The 23,585-nt window shown below is 72.6% G+C and carries 22 protein-coding genes; 12 read left to right on the top strand and 10 right to left on the bottom strand.

Annotated features, from left to right (window positions below):
• Positions 1–41: 41 nt before the first annotated feature.
• A complete protein-coding gene (locus ABZ808_RS15625) occupies positions 42–1,871 on the bottom strand; it encodes a glycoside hydrolase family 15 protein (protein ID WP_357006186.1) in 1,830 nt (609 codons plus the stop codon).
• Between the two features lie 119 nt (positions 1,872–1,990).
• On the opposite strand from ABZ808_RS15625, the gene ABZ808_RS15620 reads away from it, so the two are divergent.
• Positions 1,991–2,581, top strand: coding sequence for a general stress protein (locus ABZ808_RS15620; protein ID WP_357006184.1), 591 nt, complete (start codon positions 1,991–1,993; stop codon positions 2,579–2,581).
• Between the two features lie 48 nt (positions 2,582–2,629).
• On the opposite strand, the gene ABZ808_RS15615 is transcribed toward ABZ808_RS15620, so the two are convergent.
• A complete protein-coding gene (locus tag ABZ808_RS15615; RefSeq protein ID WP_357006182.1) occupies positions 2,630–3,217 on the bottom strand; it encodes a DUF1684 domain-containing protein in 588 nt (195 codons plus the stop codon).
• Between the two features lie 10 nt (positions 3,218–3,227).
• Positions 3,228–3,800 (bottom strand): WHG domain-containing protein, encoded by a 573-nt coding sequence (locus ABZ808_RS15610; protein ID WP_357006181.1) that lies wholly within the window; start codon positions 3,798–3,800, stop codon positions 3,228–3,230.
• Positions 3,801–3,860: 60 nt separating this feature from the next.
• On the opposite strand from ABZ808_RS15610, the gene ABZ808_RS15605 reads away from it, so the two are divergent.
• On the top strand, positions 3,861–4,349 hold the full coding sequence (locus tag ABZ808_RS15605) for an FBP domain-containing protein (RefSeq protein ID WP_357006179.1): 489 nt from the start codon (positions 3,861–3,863) through the stop codon (positions 4,347–4,349).
• Between the two features lie 10 nt (positions 4,350–4,359).
• Here the strand turns inward: ABZ808_RS15605 and ABZ808_RS15600 are convergent, their stop codons facing one another.
• Positions 4,360–4,893, bottom strand: coding sequence for a GNAT family protein (locus tag ABZ808_RS15600; protein ID WP_357006176.1), 534 nt, complete (start codon positions 4,891–4,893; stop codon positions 4,360–4,362).
• A 158-nt stretch (positions 4,894–5,051) separates the two neighbouring features.
• On the opposite strand from ABZ808_RS15600, the gene ABZ808_RS15595 reads away from it, so the two are divergent.
• Positions 5,052–5,564: a MarR family transcriptional regulator gene (locus ABZ808_RS15595; protein WP_357006174.1), complete on the top strand. Its 513-nt coding sequence runs from the start codon at positions 5,052–5,054 to the stop codon at positions 5,562–5,564.
• Positions 5,545–6,531, top strand: a complete 987-nt coding sequence (locus ABZ808_RS15590) for a pirin family protein (protein WP_357006172.1) — start codon at positions 5,545–5,547, stop codon at positions 6,529–6,531. The genes ABZ808_RS15595 and ABZ808_RS15590 overlap by 20 nt, the downstream gene beginning before the upstream one ends.
• Positions 6,532–6,585: 54 nt before the next feature.
• On the opposite strand, the gene ABZ808_RS15585 is transcribed toward ABZ808_RS15590, so the two are convergent.
• A complete protein-coding gene (locus ABZ808_RS15585; protein ID WP_280116081.1) occupies positions 6,586–6,714 on the bottom strand; it encodes a hypothetical protein in 129 nt (42 codons plus the stop codon).
• A gap of 128 nt (positions 6,715–6,842) precedes the next feature.
• Here ABZ808_RS15585 and ABZ808_RS15580 point away from each other — a divergent pair, with 128 nt between their 5' ends.
• Complete coding sequence (locus tag ABZ808_RS15580; protein ID WP_357006170.1) at positions 6,843–8,432, top strand: phospholipase D-like domain-containing protein; 1,590 nt, start codon at positions 6,843–6,845, stop codon at positions 8,430–8,432.
• On the opposite strand, the gene ABZ808_RS15575 is transcribed toward ABZ808_RS15580, so the two are convergent.
• The gene (locus tag ABZ808_RS15575) at positions 8,381–9,133 is read right to left on the bottom strand and encodes a hypothetical protein (protein ID WP_357006167.1); all 753 of its coding nucleotides are present in this window, start codon (positions 9,131–9,133) and stop codon (positions 8,381–8,383) included. The two genes, ABZ808_RS15580 and ABZ808_RS15575, sit on opposite strands and share 52 nt — an antisense overlap.
• 379 nt (positions 9,134–9,512) lie before the next feature.
• Between ABZ808_RS15575 and ABZ808_RS15570 the strand changes: the two genes are divergently transcribed.
• Positions 9,513–10,346, top strand: a complete 834-nt coding sequence (locus ABZ808_RS15570; protein WP_357006164.1) for a SigB/SigF/SigG family RNA polymerase sigma factor — start codon at positions 9,513–9,515, stop codon at positions 10,344–10,346.
• Between the two features lie 137 nt (positions 10,347–10,483).
• On the opposite strand, the gene ABZ808_RS15565 is transcribed toward ABZ808_RS15570, so the two are convergent.
• The 3 genes from ABZ808_RS15565 to ABZ808_RS15555 form a co-directional block, all read right to left on the bottom strand.
• On the bottom strand, positions 10,484–11,074 hold the full coding sequence (locus tag ABZ808_RS15565; RefSeq protein WP_357006161.1) for a GNAT family N-acetyltransferase: 591 nt from the start codon (positions 11,072–11,074) through the stop codon (positions 10,484–10,486).
• A 114-nt stretch (positions 11,075–11,188) separates the two neighbouring features.
• Positions 11,189–12,712 (bottom strand): APC family permease, encoded by a 1,524-nt coding sequence (locus ABZ808_RS15560; protein ID WP_357006159.1) that lies wholly within the window; start codon positions 12,710–12,712, stop codon positions 11,189–11,191.
• Positions 12,713–12,756: 44 nt separating this feature from the next.
• On the bottom strand, positions 12,757–13,383 hold the full coding sequence (locus ABZ808_RS15555; RefSeq protein WP_357006157.1) for a GPP34 family phosphoprotein: 627 nt from the start codon (positions 13,381–13,383) through the stop codon (positions 12,757–12,759).
• A gap of 184 nt (positions 13,384–13,567) precedes the next feature.
• Here ABZ808_RS15555 and ABZ808_RS15550 point away from each other — a divergent pair, with 184 nt between their 5' ends.
• From ABZ808_RS15550 to hrpB, 3 genes are read left to right on the top strand one after another with little or no spacing between them, the layout of a single operon-like run.
• Positions 13,568–14,392, top strand: a complete 825-nt coding sequence (locus ABZ808_RS15550) for a helix-turn-helix transcriptional regulator (protein ID WP_357006811.1) — start codon at positions 13,568–13,570, stop codon at positions 14,390–14,392.
• A 41-nt stretch (positions 14,393–14,433) separates the two neighbouring features.
• Positions 14,434–14,634: a DUF397 domain-containing protein gene (locus tag ABZ808_RS15545; RefSeq protein ID WP_357006155.1), complete on the top strand. Its 201-nt coding sequence runs from the start codon at positions 14,434–14,436 to the stop codon at positions 14,632–14,634.
• A 28-nt stretch (positions 14,635–14,662) separates the two neighbouring features.
• Entirely contained in the window at positions 14,663–17,200 is a 2,538-nt protein-coding gene (gene hrpB / locus ABZ808_RS15540; RefSeq protein WP_357006153.1) for an ATP-dependent helicase HrpB, read from the top strand.
• Positions 17,201–17,207: 7 nt separating this feature from the next.
• Here hrpB and ABZ808_RS15535 read toward each other — a convergent pair whose 3' ends face one another.
• Complete coding sequence (locus ABZ808_RS15535) at positions 17,208–17,933, bottom strand: protein phosphatase 2C domain-containing protein (protein WP_357006151.1); 726 nt, start codon at positions 17,931–17,933, stop codon at positions 17,208–17,210.
• A gap of 260 nt (positions 17,934–18,193) precedes the next feature.
• On the opposite strand from ABZ808_RS15535, the gene ABZ808_RS15530 reads away from it, so the two are divergent.
• From ABZ808_RS15530 to ABZ808_RS15520, 3 genes are all read left to right on the top strand, one after another.
• Entirely contained in the window at positions 18,194–20,803 is a 2,610-nt protein-coding gene (locus tag ABZ808_RS15530) for a glycoside hydrolase family 9 protein (protein WP_357006149.1), read from the top strand.
• Between the two features lie 303 nt (positions 20,804–21,106).
• On the top strand, positions 21,107–22,021 hold the full coding sequence (locus ABZ808_RS15525) for a hypothetical protein (RefSeq protein ID WP_357006147.1): 915 nt from the start codon (positions 21,107–21,109) through the stop codon (positions 22,019–22,021).
• Between the two features lie 276 nt (positions 22,022–22,297).
• Positions 22,298–23,548 carry a DUF222 domain-containing protein gene (locus ABZ808_RS15520; RefSeq protein WP_357006145.1) on the top strand — a complete coding sequence of 417 codons (1,251 nt, stop codon included), beginning with the start codon at positions 22,298–22,300 and terminating at the stop codon, positions 23,546–23,548.
• The last annotated feature ends 37 nt before the right edge of the window (positions 23,549–23,585 follow it).

Below are 23,585 nucleotides of genomic sequence, written 5' to 3'. Positions count from 1 at the left end.
CATTGTCCCGCGTTCGTGACACGCCCCTGTGCCGGGGTGGCTCAGGACCGCGCCGGGGTGAAGTGCGCCGGCGGCATGCCACGATCGCGCAGCTCCGGGTCCCGCTCCACATCGGTGAGGATGCCGGCGGCGTTGATCAGCCCGATGTGCGAGAACGCCTGGGGGAAGTTGCCCAACTGCTCCCCGGTCAACGGGTCGATCTGCTCGGCGAACAGACCCAGGTCGTTGACCCGGGCGGCCAACGCGCAGAACAGCTCGTGCGCCCGACGCCGCTCACCGGCGAGCGCCAGGCACCCCACCAACCAGAACGAGCAGATCACGAACCCCGCCGGGTCACCGTCCCAGCGGCGCAGCAGGCCGTCGTGCGACAACTGCCGCTCCACCGCGCGGACCGTCGAGCGCATCCGCGGGTCGTCGGCCGGCAGGAACCCCACCAGCGGCATCACCAGCACCGACGCGTCCAGGTCGTCGGAATCGAAAATCCCGGTGTACGCCCCGAGCCGCTCGTTCCACCCCCGCGCCAGCACGGTCGCGCGCACCTCGTCGCGGGCGGCTGCCCAGCGGGCCACGTCCTGCGGCGAGCCGAGCCGGTCACCGAAGCGGACGGCCCGGTCCAGGGCGGCCCAGCACTGCACCTTCGACGACACGTGGTGGTGCTCGATCCCGCGCTCCTCCCACATGCCCGCGTCCGGTAGCCGCCAGTCCCGCACGGCCTGGTCGGCGAAGAACCGGAGCAGATGGTGGATCTCCGGGTCGAACGGCTCCAGCCGGTCGCGCATCAGCCAGGCCGCATCCAGCGCCTCGCCGAAGATGTCGGTCTGCCGCTGCCGCCACGCGTCGTTGCCGATCATGACGGGCGGACTGTCGCGGTAGCCGTCGAGCTGTTCCAGGCGGTGCTCGGTGAGGTCCCGCTCCCCCAGCACCCCGTACATGATGGGCACCAGCCCGTCGTCGACCCGACCCATCGCCTGGCTCAACCAGGCGAACTGCCGCTGCACCTCGTCGAAGCACGCCGACCGCCACAACGCCCGCAGGGTGAGGCTGAAGTCGCGCACCCAGACGTAGCGGTAGTCGTAGTTGCGGTCCCCGCCGACCTTCTCCGGCAGCGAGGTGGTCGCCGAGGCCACCACCGCCCCGCTGGGCCGGTACGTCATGCCCTGCACCACCAGCGCGCTGCGCCGCACCTGCTCGGCGTAGGGGCCGTCGTACCCGTGCTGCCGGACCCAGGAGCGCCACCCTTCGACCGTGTCGGCGATCGTCTGGTCGGCCCGCGGCAGCTCCGGTGGCGGGGCGTCGTAGGTCGGGGCGTACCCGAGGGAGAAGTTGTGGGTCGTGCCGGCGCGGGCGGTGAACGTCGCGGCGGCGTCGCCGTCGCCGCAGCTCAGCCGCACGCTGCCGCGCAGCCTGAGCCGGGCGGCCCCGGCGACCGCCTCCAGGGCGCCGTCGCGTTCGACCAGGTACGCCGTGGTCCGCCCGTACTCGAAGCAGGGTCGGTAGTGCACCCGCATCGGCACCTCGCCGGAGAGCCCGCGCACGCTGCGGACCAGCACCTGCGGCGAGTGCATGCCGATGTCGTGCCCGCGTGCGCCGGGTTCGAAGGCGAGCGCGTCGGTCAACGCCACCTCCCCCTGGTCGGTGCGGAAGACCGTCCGCAGCACGAGGCTGTCGTCGAGGTAGCGGCGCTTGACGGTGAAGTCGGCCTCCGGCCGGATCGACCAGTGCCCGGCCTTCTCGTCGAGCAGCCGGGCGAACACCGACGGCGCGTCGAAACGGCCCGGGCACCACCAGTTCACCGAGCCCGAGCGGTCCACCAGCGCCGCGCTGCGGCCGTCGGCGAGGAAACCGTGGTCGCTGATCTGTCCGCTCTGCACCTGGCTACCTACCCGGGCCGGCACGGCACATGCCTTACCCGCGACGGCATACGCCGTGGCGGATGGCGTTACCGCTCGACGCTTACGGGAACCCGGTGCTCTGACGAGGGAGGATGCTCATGACCTCAGCTTCGGGGCCGGCCGCCGCGTGGCGGCCCGGCACACAGGGCGGCGACCTGCTCCCGGCCGGTCCGGCAGGGCGCCTGTCGACACCGGCCGGCGACGGGCACGGGCCGGAGAGCGGCCCGCCCACCGTGACGATCGGTTCGTATCCGGACTATCCGTCCGCGCAGCAGGTCGTCGACCATCTGGCCGACAACCGCTTCCCGGTGGAGCACAGCGCCATCGTCGGCACCAACCTCACACTGGTGGAGACGGTGCTCGGGCGGATGACCACCGGCCGTGCCGCCCTGCTCGGCGCCGGCACCGGCGCCTGGTTCGGGCTCTTCATCGGCCTGCTGTTCGGCATCTTCACCGTCGGCAACTGGGTGGCGGTGATCCTGGTGGGCCTGGTCATCGGTGCGATCTGGGGTGCCGTGTTCGGCGCCGTCGCGCACGCGATGACCGGCGGGCAGCGGGACTTCACCTCGGCCAGCTCGCTACGCGCCGGCCAGTACGCGGTGATCGTCGACGCGCAGCTCGCCGACCAGGCCCGGCAGGTGCTGGCCCGGCTGCGGATGCCCCAACCGGCGCCAGCGAACGCCCGCTGAGCCACCGACCACGCACCGGCCGTCCCGGCAGCACGCCGGGGCGGCCGGTCAGTCGTGGTACGCCAGCTCTCCGGCCCGCAGCGGCACGTCGACGCGGTTCTCCGGCGGCGCCAGCGGGCAGGCCCAGCGGTCGTCGTAGGCGCAGCTCGGGTTGTAGAGATAGTTGGCGTCCAGCCGAACCCGGTCGCCGGGCAGCAGCTCGACGCCCCGACCGAAGGTGCCCTTCACCGTGTCGGTGAGGTACCGGCCGCCGCCGTAGGTCTCCTGCCCGCAGGTGCCGTCGCGCAGGGGCACGAACAGCCCGCCCCCGTACGCCTCGATCCACCACAGGGTCAGCGGCCCCCACGGCGTCTCGGCCACCGCGACCCGGCGGTACGCGACCACGCCGTCCGGGCCGCCGGTGTCCACCCGCAGCTCGCCGGTGGCCGGTCGCAGCGGCGCCTCGACCACCGCCTCCGGATTGGGCGGGAAGTAGCGCACCCCGGTGAAGCCGGCGCGGTCGGCCGGCGGGATCGGGCTCTGCGGGTGGGTGGCGAAGAGGTCGTCGCGGCCGGCGCGGAAGCCGGCGAGGTCGACGTCGGACAGGTACAGCCGGGCCACCCGCTCGCGCCAGTCGGCCAACTCGAGATCCTGCACCCCTGCGAGCCTAGGCGGTGGCCGGCCAGTTGCTCAGGACAGCGTCGAGGGCGTCGAGGGTGCGCGCCCAGGAGTCGTCGGCGGAGCGGGGCGTGTGGCGGAACCCGCCGGTCCTCTCCAGGCTGACGAAGCCGTGGAAGGTGCTGTGCATCATCCGCACCGCGTCGGTCTGGTCCGGCTCGGCGAGTCGGTAGCCGCGCAGGATCGCCCGGGTCATCTCCGCGTGCCGGACACCCGCGCTCGCGGCGGCCGTCTGGGGGTCGAGGTCGATCTGCATGGCGGCGTACCGCCCGGGGTGCTGTTTCGCATAGTCCCGGTACGCGTTGGCGAAGGCCACCAGCGCGTCCTTGCCGGCGCGGCCGGCCAGCGCGTCGGCGACCCGGTCGGCCAGCTCCGCGAGCGCCAGCAGCGCCACCCGGACGCGCAGGTCCTGTGCGTTCCTGAGGTGGAAGTAGAGGCTCGCGTCCTTGACGCCGAAGTGGCGGGCGAGCGCCGCGACGGTGACGTTGGGCAGGCCCACCTCGTCGGCCAGGTCGGCGGCGGCCAGGGTCAGGCGCTCGACGGTCAGCCCCGCACGTGCCATGCGGCAGCCTCCAAAACTAGCCTCCTTATTCGTTTGCCTAGGAGCGCTAGGCTACTACCTATGTTAGAGGTTACCGAATCTGCCATCCGCAAGTCCTTCGTCAACTGCACGCAGGGTGAGGCGAAGCGGATGGCCGTACCAAACGATCTTGAAATGCGCCCCTGGGACGACCTCGACTTCCTCGGCTGGCGGGACCCGGCGGCGCCGCAGCGGGCCTACCTGGTCACCGAATCCGACGGGAAACTCGTCGGAGTGGTGCTGCGGGCCGCGACGCACCAGACCGGGCGCGGGCGGCACAGCATGTGCTCGCTCTGCCTGACCACGCACGTCGGCGACGGCGTCTCGTTGATGACCGCCCGCAAGGCCGGTCCGGGTGGCCGGCAGGGTGACTCCGTGGGCACGTACATCTGCTCCGACCTGGCCTGCTCGCTCTATCTGCGCGGAAAGAAGCGCGCCGAGCCCCGCATGCCCGAGCCCCTACCCCTGCCGGAGCGGATCGACCGCGTCAGGACCGCCCTCGCCGCGTTCCTCCGCAAGGTCGCCGAGTGACACCCTCCGACTAACGGTCGGTCGCCAGGCGGGCGTGCAGGTGCTCGTCGTGGCGGCGGCCGTCGCCGTACTGGTACGACTCGCGCAGCGTCCCCTCGGCGAGGTAGCCGGCCCGGTCGGCGACCCGGCAGGAGGCCGAGTTGGCCACCGCGTGGCACAACTCCACCCGGTGCAGCCGCAGGTCGGCGAACGCCCAGTCGGTGAGCCGACCGACGGCGCGCACCGCCACCCCACGGCCACGCGCGGCCGGCACCGTCCAGTAGCCGATCGAGGCGTCGCCGTGGTGGATGTGGTGCAGTGACACCGAGCCCAGCAGGTCGCCACCGGTCGCGGCGGTCACCGCCATCGAGGCGTGGTCGCCGGCCGACCAGTCGGCCCGGCGCCGGACCCAGAGCAGGGCGGCCTCGTCGTCGACCGGGCCGCCACCCTGCGGGTTCCACTGCGCGATAGCCGGGTCGCGCAGGGCGTCGCGCACCGCCGAGGCGTCGGCGTCCCGCCAGGGACGCAGCAGCAGGTCGCCGGCGGCGAGTTCCACGTGTTCCACGAGGCGGGAGTCTGGCACACCCCGCGCCGACTCCGCCGCCCCATTTCCGCAGTGTTCCTTCAAAGCTGCACCACTCAGGTGGAAAGGCGGACTCAGGGTGATGCAGACGACGGGTTACGGCACTAGTTAAATTTTTAACGAGTGCTATCGTCGAAGCCGTGACAGAGAACCTGGACAGCACCCGATCGGCCGCCTGGCGCGCCTACATCGAGGCGAGCCAGCGCCTGTTCACCCAACTGGAAGACGACCTGCGGGCCGACAGCGGCCTCAGCTTCGCCGACTACCACGTGCTGGTCCTGCTCTCCGAGGCGCCGGGGCAACGGCTCCGGATGGGTGAGCTGGCCGGCCGCCTGGTCTTCTCCCCCAGCCGTCTCACCTACCAGATCTCCTCGATGCAACGCCGCGGGCTGGTCAGCAAGCAGGCCTGCCCGGACGACCGGCGCGGCAGCGAGGCGGTGCTCACCGCCGCCGGGCTGCTCACCCTCTCCGAAGCCGCACCCCACCACCTGGCGTCGGTGCGTACCCATCTGATGGACGACCTCGACGACGCCGAGGTCGCCTGCCTCACCCGGGTCTTCGACCGGCTCGGTCACCGCCTGCGGGCGGCCCGGACCACCCCGAACACCCACGCCACGAGTCAAGGAGCCTCCGATGCCCGCGATCACCGTTGACAACGTCCTCGTCCTGCCCCGCCTGCCCCGGCTCGACGAGAGCACCAGCTTCCGCAAGGTCCGCACGGTGACCACCGCGCCCAGCGGCTTCGAGGGCGAGGGCTTCCCGGTCCGCCGGGCCTTCGCCGGGGTGTCGACGAGCGACCTGGACCCGTTCATCCACCTCGACCAGATGGGTGAGGTCGACTACGCGCCGGGCGAGCCGAGGGGGACATCGTGGCACCCGCACCGCGGCTTCGAGACGGTCACCTACATCATCGACGGGGTCTTCGACCACCAGGACTCGCACGGTGGCGGCGGCACCATCACCGACGGTGACACCCAGTGGATGACAGCCGGCAGTGGCCTGTTGCACATCGAGGCGCCGCCGGAGCACCTGGTGGTCAGCGGCGGGCTGTTCCACGGCACCCAACTCTGGGTCAACCTGCCCCGCGCGGCCAAGATGAACCCGCCCCGCTACCAGGACATCCGTGGCCGGGAGTCGGCGCTGCTCACCACGCCCGACGGGGGCGCGCTGATCCGGGTCATCGCCGGTGAGGTGGCCGGGCACCGCGGCCCGGGCTCCACCTTCACGCCGATCACCATCACGCACGTCACCGTGCAGCCGGGGGCGCAGGTCGACCTGCCCTGGCAGCCCGACTTCAACGCCCTGGTGTACGTGCTCGGTGGGCGCGGAACGGTCGGCACCGACCGTCGGCCGGTGCGTACCGGTCAGCTCGCCGTGCACGGGCCGGGTGACGCGTTGCGCTTCAGCGCCGACCCCACGCAGGACGGCAACACCCCCGCGCTGGACCTCTACATCATGGGCGGCAAGCCGATCCGGGAGCCGGTGGCGCAGTACGGCCCGTTCGTGATGAACACCCGGGACGAGCTGATCCAGGCGTTCGAGGACTTCCAGGCCGGCCGGCTCGGCGTGATCCCCACCGAGCGGGTGCCGCACACCGACGGTCAGGGCTCGCGGCCCTGACCTCGGTCGATCTCTGAGATCGGCGCCGGCACCCCGGAGGGTGCCGGCGCCACCTCAGGAGACCGCAAAAATCCCAGCGACGCCCAAAATCACCATCACCAACACCGCTACCAGCGCCCCCCGTTCGCTCTCCACCGCCGGCTCGCGGTGCTCGGTCACGGGGTTCGTCGTCTCGCGGGGCATGGTGTGGCCTCCTCGGTTGTCGCGTCGAACGGATGGCGGCGGTCCGACCGGTCAGGTCGGCCTGGCGTGCGTATGCACGGCCGGGGTCCTACCGTGAGGACCTTGTCGACCTCGGGGAGGGCTGGATCGTGCCGTTGCGGGACTGGTTCCTCACCGCGCAGGAACGCGCCAACCCGGTCTCTGGGTTACCCGTATGGACCACGGGAAACCTCGCCGAGCCGCTGATTCACGGTGCGGCGTACTTCGACAGGCTGGTCGACGAGGTGCAGACGCTGGCCGCCGGTGACCACCTGTTCTTCACCGACTGGCGGGGCGACCCGGACCAACTCCTGCGCCCGGACGGCCCGACGGTGGCCCAACTCTTCGCCCAGGCCGCCCAGCGCGGCGTGGTGGTCAAGGGGCTGATCTGGCGCTCACACCTCGACGCGCTGGCCTACAGCGAGGCGGAGAACCGCGACCTCAGCGAGACGATCGCCGCGGCCGGCGGTGAGGTGCTGCTCGACCAGCGGGTCCGCCGCGGCGGTTCGCACCACCAGAAGCTGGTGGTGCTGCGGCACCTGAACGCCCCGGAGCGCGACATCGCGTTCGCCGGTGGAATCGACCTGTGCCACAGCCGCCGCGACGACACGGCACACCACGGCGATCCGCAGCCGGTGCCGATGTCCCCCCGGTACGGCCCCCACCCACCCTGGCACGACGTGCAGCTCGCGGTGCGCGGCCCGGTGGTCGGCGCGCTGGACACCCTGTTCCGGGAACGCTGGACCGACCCGATGCCACTGGACTCGGAGAACCCGATGGCGTATTTGCGGGACCGGCTGCGCGGCGCGGACCTGCGCCCGGACCCGCTGCCCGAGCAGCCCGCCGACCCGCCCGAGTGCGGGCCGCACCAGATCCAGGTGCTGCGCACCTACCCGGCCGTGCGGCCGCGCTACTCCTTCGCACCCGACGGCGAGCGCACCGTGGCGCGGGGCTACACCAAGGCGGTACGCCGCGCCCGCCGACTCATCTACCTGGAGGACCAGTACCTCTGGTCGGCCGAGGTGGCGGACCTGTTCGCACATGCCCTGCGGGACAATCCCGAGCTGCACCTGGTCGCCGTGGTGCCCCGGCACCCGGACGTGGACGGCAGAATGGCGCTGCCACCGAACATGGTCGGCCGCGAGCAGGCGCTGTCGCTGTGCGAGCGCGCCGCACCGGACCGGGTGCACGTGTTCGACGTGGAGAACCACGCCGGCGCGCCGGTCTACGTGCACGCGAAGGTCTGCGTGGTCGACGACGTCTGGGCCAGCGTGGGCAGCGACAACTTCAACCGCCGGTCCTGGACGCATGACAGCGAGTTGTCCTGCGCGGTGCTCGACGACACCCGCGACCAGCGGGAGCCCACCGACGCACCTGGCCAGGGCGACGGGGCGCGGGTCTTCGCCCGGGACCTTCGGCTGCGACTCTGGCGCGAGCACCTGGACCGCGACCCGGCCGGCACGGACGACGCCGACCTGCTCGACCCGGCGCGGGCCGTCGCGGCCGTCACGGCCGCGGCCGACGCGCTGCAACGCTGGTACGACGGCGGTCAGGTCGGCGACCGGCCGCCCGGCCGGCTGCGCCCGCACCGCCCCGAACGTCTGCCGTGGTTCACCCGGGCGTGGGCGTTGCCGGTCTACCGGTTGGTCTACGACCCCGACGGCCGGCCACTGCGGGCCAGGCTGGCCGGCACCTGGTGAACCTGCCGCGCCGGCTCGGGCAGGTCGGCCCCGCCCGGGTACACGCTGAACCCGCCGGGGTAGGCGAACGATGAGCGCGGCGAGTAGTAGCCGAAGCCGATGATCAGCGGGTTGGCCGGGCGCAGCGCGTACATCGGGTGCCCGGGCAGGAACTCCACCGACTCGATCTCGAACGGCGCGACCGGCTCCGCCACGTACGGGTAGACCGAGCTGAGGAGTTGACCGTCGCGACGGGTGAAGTAGCGGTGGTGCCCACTGCTGATCAGGTGGCCGGTCTCCCCCACGCGGCAGCGCGCCCGGACCAGCGGCGTCCCGTCGACCTCCGTCTCGGAGAACAGGTCCTCGCCGTCCGCCTCGATCCGGGTCCGGCCGGCGAGCACCGGGGCGCCGCGGGCGGTGGCGTAGTCGCGGACCATCCGGCTGGACGCCACGTAGTGGGTCCACCAGCCACCCGGGCTGATCCCGCCGGGGGCGTCGACGCCGACCAGCGAGACACCGAGGTAGGTCAGCGAGTAGGCGCCGAAGCCGGAGGTCTGCGTCTCGTCGTCGACGACGTACTGGTTGAGGAACACCTGCCGATCCGGGCGCGGGCGCAGCCCGGGCGGGACCAGCGCGGCCACCGCGTCCGGGTCCGCCGGCAGCCAGCTGACGTAGAGCGTGCGACTGTTCACGACGAGCTGGGGAGCGGCTGGATCGAGCACGGTGCCTCCGAACCGGGTGTGTACACCGAAGCTACGGGCAGTCCCGCCGACGGGACAACGACAGATAGACGACACTCCGGGCCCAATGTCGGATTTCGTGTTGACCGATCGGCGGGTCCGACGAACCGGCCGGACAGGAAGGAACGGGACGGCCGGCTGCCGAGGGATCACCCGAAGATTGGGTACGTGACCTCACAGCCCTGCCAACTGTCGTCCCGCTTTGTTCCGTTTCATGGTTCAACACGGCTTAAGTACATCAGCCTTTCGGCTGGATTTCCGAGGGCCGATCAGGCTAAGGTGAGTCCCGAACGGCCCATTCACAGCTAAACCAAAGCGTCACGCCTTTTTGTCCGCGGACGAGGTGCAGGGAGGACCACCCATGACCGCGCCAACGATCACCGAGCAGCCGAGCACCGCCGCTGCCGAGCAGACGAGCACCACCAAGCTCGACCCGCGGGCGCTCACCGACAGCGCCGCCGATCTGCTCAACGCCATGGCCGCGCTGCCCGTCAACCACCCGTCGCGCGCCGCTCTGCGGGACCGGGCCATCGAGGCCTGGCTCCCCCTGGCCAACCACCTCGCCCACCGCTACAGCGGGCGGGGCGAGCCGACCGACGACCTGGCGCAGACCGCCGCCGTCGGGCTGATCAAGGCCATCGACAAGTTCGACCCGTCCCGCGGCGTCGACTTCGCCGGGTACGCCATCCCCACCATCATCGGCGAGCTGAAGCGACACTTCCGCGACCGCACGTGGGACATCCGGGTGCCGCGTCGCCTCCAGGAGCTGCGGCTGGCCATCTCCGACGCCAACAGCTCGCTTCTGCAGACCCTCGGCCGCTCGCCGACGGTGGCCGACATCGCCGCCCACCTCAAGCTCACCGAGGAAGAGGTCCTGGAAGGCCTGGAGGGCGCCCGCGCCTACAACGCGGTGTCGCTGTCCACCCCGACCGGCGACGGCGAACGCGCCACCGAGCTGGGCGACATGCTCGGCGGCGAGGACAGCGAGTTCGAGCTGGCCGAGCTGCGGGTCGCTCTCGGCCCCGCGCTGGCCACGCTCGACGAGCGGGAGCAGAAGATCCTCACGCTGCGGTTCTACGGCAACCTGACCCAGTCGCAGATCGCCGACCAGATCGGTGTCTCGCAGATGCACGTCTCCCGGCTGCTGGCCCGGGCGCTGACCAAGCTGCGCGGCCAGCTCGACGGCACGTACTGATCGCACCGCACGCTTTGAACGGTTGACGGTCGAGGGCCGGGTCGGCGGACCCGGCCCTCGACCGCGCCTACACACCAGCACACGCTCGGCGTACCGGCCGGGTCACTGCCCCCCGGACAGCGGCCCGGCCGGTTTCGTCAGCGCCCCGCCGGCTCCCGCCACATCGGCCAGAACGGCGTGCCGTCCGGCACCCGGAACGGCTCGCCGGCCCGGTAGCCGTGCCGGGCGTACAGATCCCGGCTGCGGGGATCACTCGCCTCCAGGTAGGCCGGCATGTCGTTGGCGTCCAGCCAGGCGTGGTGGTGCTCCAGCAGGGCGGTGCCCAACCCGTGCCCCTGCCGCCCCGGCTCGACCGCCAGGAAGGCGAGGTGGTGATGGTCATCATGGGGGTGGTTCGCCGCGAACAGCTCGTCGAGATGCTGGAAGCGGTCGGTCCACTCGCCGCAGGCGGCGGCGAGCCGGGCGTCGTAGTTCGGCGGTGGCGGGGCCGGCTCACCGACCGACGGCAACCAGACCGCGACTGCGGACCGGTCCGCGGTGCCGAACACCAGGCCGTGCCGCATCGCGTGGTCGACGATGATCTCGAAGTCCCCGGCCAGCACGGCCTCCCGCTTGCTCGCGTCCGGCACCAGCCACCGGGTCACCCGCAGGGCGGTGAACGCCTCGGCGATCCGACCCGCCACCAGGGCCGTGTCCTCGGGCCCGAGCCGGTCGATGTCCGCACTCATCGGGCTGCCTTCGTTCGCGACTGCGGGGCTCGCAACCCCGGCTCACTCCTCGCGCTCACCGAACCGGCTCCGTTCGCGACTGCGGGGCTCGCAACCCCGGCTCACTCCTCGCGCTCACCGGGACGCCTCCGCACTGGCCGGCGCCGGTGGCTGCTCCGCCGGCCGTACGGCCGCTGCGGCGCTCGCCGCGCCGAGGCCGATCCTCGCGTACGTGTCCGGACGGTTGCTGCGCAGCAGCAGCGCCCAGCCGATGCCCAACGCGGCCGCCACCGGGTACACGGCGGGCAGCATCCAGCGCAGGCTGGAGTCCGGGGCGACGCCGAGCAGGTTGGCGAAGTTCGACACGGCCAGCCAGATGATCACGACGAGCGCGATGGTGGCCACGCCGGGTGCGATGGCCCGCCGCCACAGCGTCTCGGTGCCGCCGGAGCGTGCGAAGTAGGCGATCACCGCCACCGAGGTGGTGGCGATCAACAGCAGCACGCCGAAGCCACCGCTGGTGCCGACCCAGAAGAACAGCTTGACCACTGGATCCCAGCCGTTGACGGCGTAGAGCAGGATGACCAGCAGGCCGAGGACGCTCTGCGCCAGCGAGGCGGCCCGGGGAGCGCCGCTGCGCGGCGAGGTTCGCCCGAACACCGCCGGCAGCACCCGCTCCCGGCCCAACGCGAACGTGTAGCGGGCCGTGGTGTTGTGGAAAGAGATCATCGCGGCCAGCACCGAGGTCAGGAAGAGCACCTGGCCGATGGTGACCGCCGTCTCCCCCAGTTGCGCGGCGGCCAGGTTGAAGATCAGCCCGACGCTCTGCTCGCCAGCCTCGGCGACGATCCGGTCCGACCCGACCGCGACGGTCATGGTCCAGGAGGAGAGCGCGTACAGCGCGGCGACGATGCCCACCGAGAGGTACGTGGCCAGCGGCACCGTCCGCTTCGGGTCCTTGCTCTCCTCGCTGAACACCACGGCGGACTCGAAGCCGACGAAGCCGAGGATCGCCAGCACCAGCACCGCGCCGACCCCGGGCACGAAGAGGTTGTCCGGCGAGAACCCAGCGAAGTCGACCTCGCCGCCGGCCGGGTTGCCGAGCTGACCCAGGTCGAAGATCAGGACCACGACGATCTCGGCGACCAGCAGCGCCGCCAGGACCAGACCGTTGATGTCCACGCGGAGCAGGCCGAGCAGCCCGACCAGTGCCCACGCCACCAGGGCGACGATCGACCAGTGCGGGTGCCCGCCGAAGATCCGGTCGAGCACGGGCTCGGCGGCGATGCCGATGGTGCCGTAGAGCCCCACCTGGAGCGCGTTGTACGCCACCAGTGCCATCCAGGCCGCCCCCACGCCGGCCGGGCGGCCGAGGCCACGAGAGATGTAGGCGTAGAACGCGCCGGCGTTCTCCACCCGGCGGGACATCGCCACGTAGCCCACCGAGAAGAGGGCGAGCACCGCGGCGACCACCAGGAAGGCCAGCGGGATACCGGTCACGCCGATGACGCCGTAGCCGGTGGTGACGACACCGGCCACCACGGTCAGCGGCGCGGCGGCGGAGAGCACGAAGAAGATGACCGACGGGATGCCGAGACGGCCACGGGCGAGGGCTTCGGAGACGTTGCTGGGTCTGTCGACTGTCGATGTCGAGGGCATACGACTACTCCGGTTGTCGAGAGGGGTTGGGGATTACCGGGGGGTCATGGAACACCGCGCAGGACTGCCGCGCCGACGGCGGCCTCGGTGTGGCCGACGAGTTCCTTCAGAGGCGGCGGCAGCGCGGGGATGAGGACGTTCAGGCGGTGGTGGGCGCGCGGTCCGGCGCTCCACAGCACCTCACGGGTCAACCCGGCGGCCACGATCAGGCCGAGCAGCAGCGCGTCCGGCACGCTCGGCGGGTCCGGCCGGTCCAGCAGGGCCCGCAGCCGGGTGGCCGGCCACGCCACGGCGTTGAGGTCGATCGGCAGATAGCTGACCGAGGTACGCAGCAGCCGGCGGCTCTCCTGGCGGCGCAGCACGCCGGCCCGGGCCAGCCGCTCGCCCACCGAGGTCGTCGCGCTCTGGGCCAGGAAGCTGAGCCAGGTGGTGACCGCGTGGTGTTGTGACTCACCGATCAGCTGGTCGAGCACGGTGTGCGCCAGCGCGTCGGCCGGCGGGCGTCGGTCCAGGACGGCGACCTGCCCGCCCGAGACGGTGATGTGTCCGTAAAGGATCAGCTCACCGAGCAGCCCGCCGGCCAGGCCGAGGCCGGTCGCCGCCGGGTGGAGTTTGGCCTTGCCACGACTGTCGTTGTGAGCGATGAGGAAGAACTCGTCGGCGATGAGCAACGGCCCTCCCGCACAGTGTGTGTCCACAGTGATCGCGACCGGGAAAGGATGCACCCACAGCTACTGCAATGCAACTCCCAGATTTGAAAGTTGCACTCCGTGCACTCGCGACCTGCGGATCTTGTCGTGTCAGACTCGGACGGTGACCGTCTCCCGCACCCTCCGGCCCGCCGCCAGCCCGACCGTGCGCCGTCGACGCATCGCTCGGGAGCTCCGCCAACTCCGCGAGCGCGCGGGCATGACCCTCGATGTGGCAGCCCGCCAACTCGACATGTCCAAGAGCAATCTCTCCCGGATCGAGAACGCGCAGATCGGCATCAAGCCGCGCGACGTCCGGGCGGCGCTCGCGCTCTACTCGGTCACCGGCGCGGACGCCGAGGCGCTGATCGAGATCGCCCGGGGGGCGCAGCAGCGCGGCTGGTGGCAGAACTACAGCGACGTGCTGCCGGAGTGGTTCGAGTTCTACGTCGGGCTGGAGGCCGAGGCGGCGGCGCTGCGCACGTACGAGGCTGAGTCGGTGCCCGGGCTGTTGCAGACCGAGGCGTACGCCCGGGCGATCTTCCGCCGCACGGCGGGCGAGGACGGGCTGGAGCGCAAGGTCGCGGCCCGGCTGCACCGGCAGGGGGTGCTCCGCCGCGACGAGCCCGCCCAGCTGTCGGTGGTGCTCAACGAGGCGGTGCTGTTGCGTCCGGTCGGCGGCCCTCTCGTGATGGCCGAGCAACTGGCGCACCTGACGCGCATCGCACAGCTACCCAACGTGACGGTCCAGGTACTTCCGTTCGCGGCCGGCGGGCACCCGGCGATGAGCACACCGTACGTGATCCTCAACTTCGCCGACGCTGCCGACGCGTCCGTGGTTTACCTGGATAACCTCACGGTGGGGCTGGCTCTGGAGGATGCCGATCATGTGCTCGGGTATAGCCTTCTGCACGAGGAGCTGTGCCGGATGGCACTCGATCCGGGGGCATCGATGACCCGTCTCGAGGAGGCTTCTCGTAACTTTGCGTGACCGCATCTGTGGCACGCCGACACAGACGAGAGGTACGGCGGATGACGGCGCTCGACCTGACCCGGGCGGACTGGCGCACCAGCACGCGCAGCAGCGGCAACGGCAACTGCGTGGAGGTCGCGACAGCCGACGGTCAGGTCGCCGTCCGGGACAGCAAGGACCGCTCCGGCCCGGTGCTCGCCTTCGGGCCGACGGCCTGGCGCCTCTTCCTGCGGGGCCTCGGCGAGGTCCACCGGGGCTGAGCCCCACGAGCCGGTGCGAGACTGTGCCGTGCTCTCCGACGTAACCCTGGACCTGCCGGTACGCCCGGCGCTGCCAGCGCTGACGGCCGCGCTCGACGCGGCCGGCGCCGCGGTCCTGGTGGCCCCGCCGGGTACCGGCAAGACCACCCTCGCCCCGCTGGCCGTGGCCGACCGGGTCGACGGCCGGGTGGTGATCGCGCAACCCCGCCGGGTGGCGGCACGCGCCGCGGCCCGGCGGATGGCCGAACTGCTCGGCGAGCGCGTCGGTGAGCGCGTCGGCTACGCGGTACGCGGCGAGCGCCGGGTCGGCCCGGCCACCCGGATCGAGGTGGTCACCACCGGCCTGCTGGTCCGCCGGCTGCACCACGATCCGGAGCTGCCCGGCACCGGTGCCGTGCTGCTCGACGAGTGCCATGAGCGGCAGCTCGACGCCGACCTCGCGTTGGCCTTCACTGTGGAGGCGCGGGCCACCCTCCGGCCGGACCTGTGGCTCCTCGCCATGTCCGCCACGCCCGACACCGACCGGTTCGCCGCGCTGCTCGGCGGGGCCGACGCCGCCCCGGTGGTGCGGGCCGAGTCGGCGCTGCACCCGGTACGGCGGATCTGGGCGCCGCCGTCCCGGCCGATCGCGCCGCCCGGAGCCGGACCGGTGGACCGCGCCGTCCTCGATCACGTGGCGGCCACCGTTCGGCGGGCACTGCGCGAACAGGACGGTGACATCCTGGTCTTCCTGCCGGGGGCCGGTGAGATCGCCGCGATCACCGGCCGACTCGCCGACCTGCGGGACACCGTCGCGCTGCTGCCGCTGCACGGCCGTCAGCGCGCCGCCGAGCAGGACGCGGCCCTGCGGCCCCGAGCCGGCGCGACCGACGACCGGCGGCGCGTGGTGCTGGCCACCGCGCTGGCCGAGACCAGCCTCACCGTGCCGGGCGTGCGGGTGGTGGTGGACGCCGGACTCTCCCGGGTGCCCCGCGTCGACCTGGCGCGCGGGCTGGGCGCGCTGATCACCGTGCCGGTCTCCCGGGCCGCCGCCACCCAGCGCGCCGGGCGGGCCGGCCGGGAGGCGCCCGGGTACGTCTACCGCTGCTGGTCCGAGGCCACCCACGAGCGGCTGCCCGCCCGGCCGGAGCCGGAGATCGCCACCGCCGACCTGACCGGGTTCGCGCTGGAGCTGGCCGCCTGGGGCCAGCCGGACGGCGTCGGACTCGCCCTGCCCGACCCGCCGCCAGCCGCCGCCATGGCGGTGGCCCGGGACACGCTGGAGACGTTGGGCGCCGTCGGCGCGGACGGGCGGATCACCGCGCGGGGGCGGGCGATCGCCGCCGCTGGCGCGCACCCACGGCTGGCCCGGGCGCTGCTCGACGGCGCCGGGCGAGTCGGCGCGGACCGGGCGGCCGAGGTGGTGGCCCTGCTCGCCGAGGAGAGCGCGGCCGGCCCGGGCGACGACCTGGTGGCCGGCTGGCGACGGCTGCGCACCGGGGTGGACGCGGGAGCCACCGCCCGCTGGCGCACCGAGGTACGCCGGCTGCGCGCCGCGCTGCCCGCCAGCTCTCCACCGCGGGGACGCGCCGGCTCGGCCGGGCTCACCGACGATCTCGCCGCCGGGCTGCTGGTCGGTCTCGCGTACCCCGAACGGTTGGCGCGGGTGCGGCGGCCGGGCGGCTCGGCGTACCTCATGACGGGCGGCACCGCCGCGGAGCTGGCGGTCGGGTCGGGGTTGACCGGTTCCGACTGGCTGGCGGTCGCCGTCGCGGACCGCACCCCCGGCGCGCCCTCGGCGCGGATCCGCCGGGCCACCCCGCTGGACGAGGCCACCGCCCGTGAGGCCGCCGGTCCGCTGCTGTCCACGCGCCGGGAGGTCGGCTGGACCGACGGGGACGTGGTGGCCCGGGAGGTGACCCGGCTCGGCGCGATCGAGCTGGTGGCGCGGCGGCTGGACCGCCCGGACCGGACGCAGGTGGCGGAGGCGCTGCTGACCGGCCTGCGCCAGGAAGGGCTGGGACTGTTGCCCTGGACGCCGGCGGCACGGGCACTGCGCGAACGGATGGCGTTCTGCCGGCACCACCTCGACGGCGAGTGGCCGGACGTCGGCGACGAGGCGCTGCTCGCCGCCGCGCCGACCTGGCTCGGCCCCGAACTGGCCGCCGCCCGGCGACGTGCCGACCTGGGCCGGGTGGACGTGACCTCGGCGCTGCGCCGGCTGCTGCCGTGGGCGCAGGCCGCCCGGCTGGACGAGCTGGCCCCGGAGCGGATCGAGGTGCCCAGTGGTTCACGGATCCGGCTGGACTACGCCGACCCGGCGGCGCCGGTGCTGGCGGTGAAGCTCCAGGAGACCTTCGGCTGGCCGGCGGCGCCCCGCATCGCGGGCGGCCGGGTGCCGGTGCTGCTGCACCTGCTCTCCCCCGCCGGCCGGCCGGTGGCCGTCACCGCCGACCTGGCGTCGTTCTGGCGCACCGGCTACCCGCAGGTCCGCGCGGAGCTGCGGGGGCGCTACCCCCGCCACCCGTGGCCGGAGGACCCGGGCACCGCGACGCCCACCCGGCGTGCCGCGCCGCGGCGGCGCTGACGTCCGGCTACTCCTCGACCACGTCCGCCACCACCACTGTGACGTTGTCCGGCCCGCCCGCGTGCAGCGCCAGGTCGATCAGCTTGCCGGCGCAGGCGGCCCGGTCCGGGTAGGTGGTGAGCACCTCGGCGAGGGTGTCCGGGCGGACGACGTTGGAGAGGCCGTCGCTGCACAGCAGCCACCGGTCGCCGGCCCGGGGCACCATCGTCGCGTACGACGGTGAGACGTTCTCACCCTGCAACGCCTGGGTGACGACCGCCCGGCGCGGGTGGCTGCTGGCCTGGTCCGCGGTGATCACACCCTGGTCGACAAGCATCTGGACGAAGGTGTCGTCGCGGGTGACCTGCTTGAGCACGCCCTCGCGGAACAGGTAGGCCCGCGAGTCGCCAACATGGGCGAGGGCCAGGCAGGTGCCGGTGCGGGCGAAGAGCAGCGCGGTCAGCGTGGTGCCCATGCCCTGGCGCTCCGGATCCTCGGCGACCGCCTGCCGGATCCGGGCGGTGGCCAGCGCGATGCCGCCCTGGAGGGCGGCCACCAAGGCGTCCTCGGGTGTCTCCACGTCCAGCGGAGCGACCGCGTCGATGGTGAGCGCGCTGGCCAGGTCACCGGCGGCCATTCCGCCCATGCCGTCGGCCACGGCGACGAGCCAGGTGCCGGCGTGCAGGGCGTCCTGGTTTCCGCTGCGGATCAGCCCACGGTCGCTCGTTCCCACGGAACGCAGCTTCAGGGTCATGGGTGGCAGCCTGCCAGGCGAAGGGCGCAGTTGTCTCTAGGAGATCAGGACGACGGCGCGTGGCGCGGCGAATCTCACGTCCGCGCGTCGTCGTGTCGGGGCGGGTGGGCCGACCGACCGCCCTCGCCGGACGCGACAACCCATCCAGTCAGATCAATTGACAGGACGTACGGCCGCTGGAAATATCGAGCCGATACCTGGGAGCGCTCCCAAGTTTCCCACCACCACCCGCCCCACTTCCCGTCCCGGAAGGACTCCCCGTGACGCCATCCCGACGCCGCCTCCTGCTGGCCGCGGCGACCACCCTGGCCCTCGTCGGCGCAGGCGCCGGCGCGGCCCACGCCGACCCACCACCGGACGCCCCCGAGCAGATCGACAACGGCGACTTCAGCGCCGGCGTGAGCCCGTGGTTCTCCTACGGCACCGACGCGCTCGCGGTGACCGACGGCCGGCTCTGCACCACCGTCCCCGGTGGGCTGGCCAACCCGTGGGACGCCGGCATCGGCCAGGACGGCGTGCCACTGATCGCCGGCGCCGAATACACCCTCGGCTTCGATGTCTCCGCCACCCCCGGCACCGCCGTCAAGGCGGTGCTGCAGCTCGGCACCGCCCCCTACACCACGTACGCCGCCGTGGACGCCGCCGCCACCGGCACCGCCCAGCGCTTCGAGCAGACCTTCACCGTCCCGGACGACAACCCCAGCGCCCAACTGATCTTCCAGGTCGGCGGCAGCGCCGAGGCGCAGACCATCTGCCTCGATGACGTGTCGCTGCGCGGCGGCGAACCGCCCGAGCCGTACGTGCCGGACACCGGGCCACGGGTACGGGTCAACCAGGTCGGCTACCTGCCCGGCGGGCCGAAGAACGCCACAGTGGTCACCGAGGCCACCGGGCCGCTGCCCTGGCAGCTGCGCTCGGCCGCCGGCGCCGTCCTGGCCAGCGGCACCACCACCGCGCGGGGCGTGGACGCCGCCTCCGGGCAGAACGTGCAGACCCTCGACTTCTCCAGCTACCGCACCCCCGGCAGCGGGCTGACCCTCACCGTGGACGGCGAGACCAGCCACCCGTTCGACATCTCCGGCACCCTCTACGACCGGCTGCGCGCCGACTCGTTGCAGTTCTTCTACGCCCAGCGCAGCGGCATCGCCATCGACGGCGACCTGATCGGCGACGAGTACGCCCGCCCCGCCGGCCACCTCGGCGTGGCACCCAACCAGGGCGACACCAGCGTGCCGTGCCAGCCGGGCGTCTGCGACTACTCGCTGGACGTACGCGGCGGCTGGTACGACGCCGGCGACCACGGCAAGTACGTGGTCAACGGCGGCATCGCCACCTACCAGCTGCTGAGCACCTTCGAGCGGACCAAGACGGCGGCCACCGCGGCCGGCGGCGCCGGGCTGGCCGACAGCACGCTGCGGGTGCCCGAGCGCGGCAACGGCACACCGGACATCCTCGACGAGGCCCGCTGGGAGCTGGAGTTCCTGCTGCGCATGCAGGTCCCGGCCGGCAAGCCGCTCGCCGGCATGGCCCACCACAAGATCCACGACCGGAACTGGACCGGCCTTCCGCTCGCCCCGCAGGACGACGCGCAGCCGCGCGAGCTGCACCCGCCGTCGACCGCGGCCACCCTCAACCTCGCCGCCACCGCCGCCCAGTGCGCGCGGCTCTTCGCCCCCTACGACGCGGCGTTCGCGACCCGCTGCGCCACCGCGGCGAAGACGGCCTACAGCGCGGCCAAGGCACACCCCGCGGTGTACGCCAGCCCGACCGACGGCAACGGCGGCGGCGCGTACGACGACAGCAACGTCTCCGACGAGTTCTACTGGGCGGCGGCCGAGCTGTACCTGACCACCGGGGCGCAGACCTACCTGACCGACCTGACCGCCTCGCCGCACCACACCGGCGACGTGTTCGACCCGCGGGGCTTCGGCTGGCAGAGCGTCGCCGCGCTGGGCCGCCTCGACCTGGCCACCGTGCCCAACGGGCTGCCCGCCGCCGACCTGACCCGGGTCCGCGCCTCGGTCACCTCGGCCGCCGACGCGTACCTCGCCGAGCTGCGCCGGCAGGCGTACGGGCTGCCGATGCCCGGTGACGCCAACAGCTACTTCTGGGGCGGCAACAGCAACGTCATCAACAACGCCGTGGTGCTGGCCACCGCGTTCGACCTGACCCGCAACCCCGTCTACCGCGACGGCGCCGTGCAGGCGATGGACTACATCTTCGGCCGCAACGCGTTGAACATCTCCTACGTCACCGGCTGGGGCGAGCACGCCGCGCAGAACCAGCACAGCCGGATCTTCGGCCACCAGCTCGACCCGAGCATGCCCCGACCGCCCGTTGGCTCCATCGCCGGTGGCCCGAACGCCGCGCTCCAGGACCCGTTCGCGGCACAGTTGCTCGACGGCTGCGCGCCGATGTTCTGCTACGTCGACGACATCAACTCGTACGCCACCAACGAGGTGGCGATCAACTGGAACTCGGCGCTGACGTGGATCTCCTCGTTCCTGGCCGACCAGGGCGAGGCCGGCGCGGTGCCGGCGACCACCTGCTCGGTGCGCTACGACAACTACGGCACCTGGCAGGGCGGCACCGGGTTCACCGCGCAGCTGACCATCAACAACACCGGCGCCACGGCCGTCAACGGCTGGAGCGTGCGGTTCGCGTTCACCGGCGACCAGCGCGTCCGTGAGGCATGGATGGCCAAGGTCACCCAGGCCGGCGCGACGGTGACCGCGAAGAACGAGTCGTACAACGCCAAGATCGCACCCGGCGGCACGGTGACGTTCGGCTTCAACGCGACCACCACGGGCGGGGCCAACCCCGACCCGGGCCTGGTCACCGTCAACGGGGCGGCCTGCTCACTGACCTGACCCTGACCCCTCTGGCCGGTAGGGCTGGTGGCCGCTTCTTCGTCGAGCGGCCACCAGCCCTCGCCGCTGATCCGACGTCGACCAGGGCGACTGCGCGTCGAACCGCGCCGCGCCCTCGGGCCTTCGGCGGTAGCGATAGGCCCTCTACGGGTCCTTTGGAGCTGATGACGTAAACGATTCGCCCCCCGGTCCCGGGGGCGGCCAGCGGCCGCGTGAAGCACGTCGGTGTGCCGACGGTGCAGTTCAGCGGTGGCACCAAAACCCGGTCGACCGCAGCCGGGGACGTCAGCCATGGTGAGGGCCATGGACGGGCGCGAACTGACCGACGCCGAGCGCCGAGTGTGGGCGGCGATGCCAGCGGGGACGCGAGCCGCGCTGGTCGGCCTACCTGCCACGGACCTGCGTACCCTGCTGCTGACCGTGGCCCGCGACCGCGCGGCCACGGTGCGGCCGTCCGATGTCGTTCGTCGCTGGCACGAGGACCGCTTCGTCCGCCCGGCCCGCGCCGACCCCGGGGTGCTCGCTCAGGTCGAGGCACGAATGTGGCAGTTGCTGCCGGCCGACGTCTCGGGAGTGGAGCTGTCGCCGGTCGTACCGGTGGGCACCTGCTCGGCGGTCACACCGGTCAGCCAGAACAGGATCGTCACCACGATGCGCGCCAGCGAGGTGCTGAGCGATCCCACCAACGCCCTCGCCATTGAGGCGGCGGTGCGCCGTCGTCGCAGTAGCGAGGTGCACCTTGCCGCTGCCCACCGGGTGCTGCGGGCGCAGGACTTCGGCGCCGACGCGTCGGCGCACTTCCGGCTGTTCGCCCTGGTGTCCAGCGCTCGGGACGCCGGTTCGGGCAGCACGCAGGCCCGGCTGCTGATCCGGCACCTCACCTACTGGCAGACCGTCCTCACCGAACTGGCACCCGCGGCCGCACCCCAGTTGCACGTCACGGTCTTCGACGACCCGGCCGTCCGGGAGCGACTGGCCGACACCGTCCGCCCGGCACTCGACGGTGGCCCGGTGCCGCTCGTGGACGAACCGGAGCGGGAACGGGGCCGCGGCTACTACCGTGGCTGCGCCATGCGAATCACCGTCCAGGGTGGCAGCCTGGAGGTCGGCGACGGCGGCCTCACCGACTGGACCGCCCAGCTCACCGGCGACGCCAAGGAACGCTGCCTCGTCTCCTGCCTCGCCACCGAACGCCTCGCCGAGCACGCGGACCGCTGAGCTCTGGCGACGGCCGGCGACATCCGATACCTCCATCCGGGGGACCGGCGTCCAGCGAAGAACCCGGCTTTCAGCACCGCAACGCAGCCGCAGGAAACGTCTGTCGTCGTCCGCGCCCGCGAGCACGGCGGCGCCGGATTCTGTTCGCCAGGCAATCGAGAAAGACGTGGACCTGCCGTCGGCTGGCCTACGCGTCGTCAACGAGACGTCGCCGAGCAGCCGAGCCCGCCGCTCGCCAAGCAAAAAGTTGTCGTACGCATGTTCTAATCTGGGTCAGTGATGGAGGAGTTGGCGCAGGCGGAGGCGGCAGTCGCCGTGTGCGTCGACGCGGCGCCGTGGGCTCTGGGCGAGCACGACCTCGTCGCGGCGCTCGACGCCACGCACCGGCTTGAGCAGCGCTTGGCGGCCGTGAAGCTCGCTCTGGTGCGCGAGCTGGACGGCCGGGACACGGCTACGGCGCAGGGTGCGTCGTCGACGGCGGTCTGGCTGCGCGACCGGCTGCGGCTCACCGTCCCCGCCGCTCGCCGGTTGATCGACCTCGCCGCAGCGCTGGATGCTGGGCCACCCGGGGTCCGGGCCGCCCTAGCCGACGGGGACATCAGCGTGGAGCAGGCCCGGGTCATCGGCGACGCGGTTGGCACGGTGCACGCCGCTGCTGGCGCGGAAGCCGCCGACAAGGCTGTCAGAGTGCTGGTCGAGTGGGCCGGGCAGTTCGAGCCGACCCTGCTGCGCAAGCTGGGCACCCGGATCCTCGACCACGTGGCTCCGGAGGTCGCCGAGACCACCGCGAGGTCAGCGCTGGAGGCCGAGGCGCGCCGAGCCGACCGGGATCGTCATGTCACGCTGTCCGAGCTGCCAGATGGCCGCCTGCGGTTGACCGGCAGCCTCGACGCCGAAGCCGCCGGTTTGCTACGCGCCGCGATCGACCCGTTGACGGCGCCGTCGGGGCCGGACGATCCGCGCAGTCCCGGGCAGCGCCGCCACGACGCGCTCGCCGACATCTGCCGACTCGCCCTGCGGACCAACGAGCTGCCCGAGCACGGCGGCGAGCCCGCCCAGGTCGTCGTCACCACCGGCTTCGACGCGTTGGCCCGGCAGTTCGACGCCGGCACACTCGACACCGGCCTCCGGCTCACCCCGGAGACGGTACGCCGGCTCGCCTGCGACGCCGCGATCCTGCCCGCCGTCCTCGGCGGCGCAGGCCAGGTCCTCGACGTCGGCCGACAACGCCGCCTCATCACCGGCCCACTGCGACGCGCCCTGGTCCTGCGTGACGGCGGCTGTGCCTTCCCGGGCTGCGACCGCCCGCCCCGCTGGTGCGACGCCCACCACATCCGACACTGGGCCGACGGCGGCAACACCAGCCTGGCCAATTCCGTGCTGCTCTGCGCCCATCACCACCGGCACCTCCATCACGGCGACTGGGCCGTTCGACTGGGCGGCGACGGTCACCCCGAATTCGTGCCGCCGGCCTGGCTCGACCCCGACCGACTCCCCCGCCGCAACCAGTACCACCGGCGGACGTGACCACCGGGGACCTGAACACCGGCGGCGGACATCGCAG

Origin of the sequence: Micromonospora sp. NPDC047527, from assembly GCF_040643015.1 — a bacterium.
In the GTDB taxonomy this organism is placed as follows: Bacteria; Actinomycetota; Actinomycetes; order Mycobacteriales; family Micromonosporaceae; genus Micromonospora.
The sequence above is the reverse complement of the archived record's forward strand: the minus strand, read 5'-3'. Positions and strand labels throughout refer to the sequence as shown.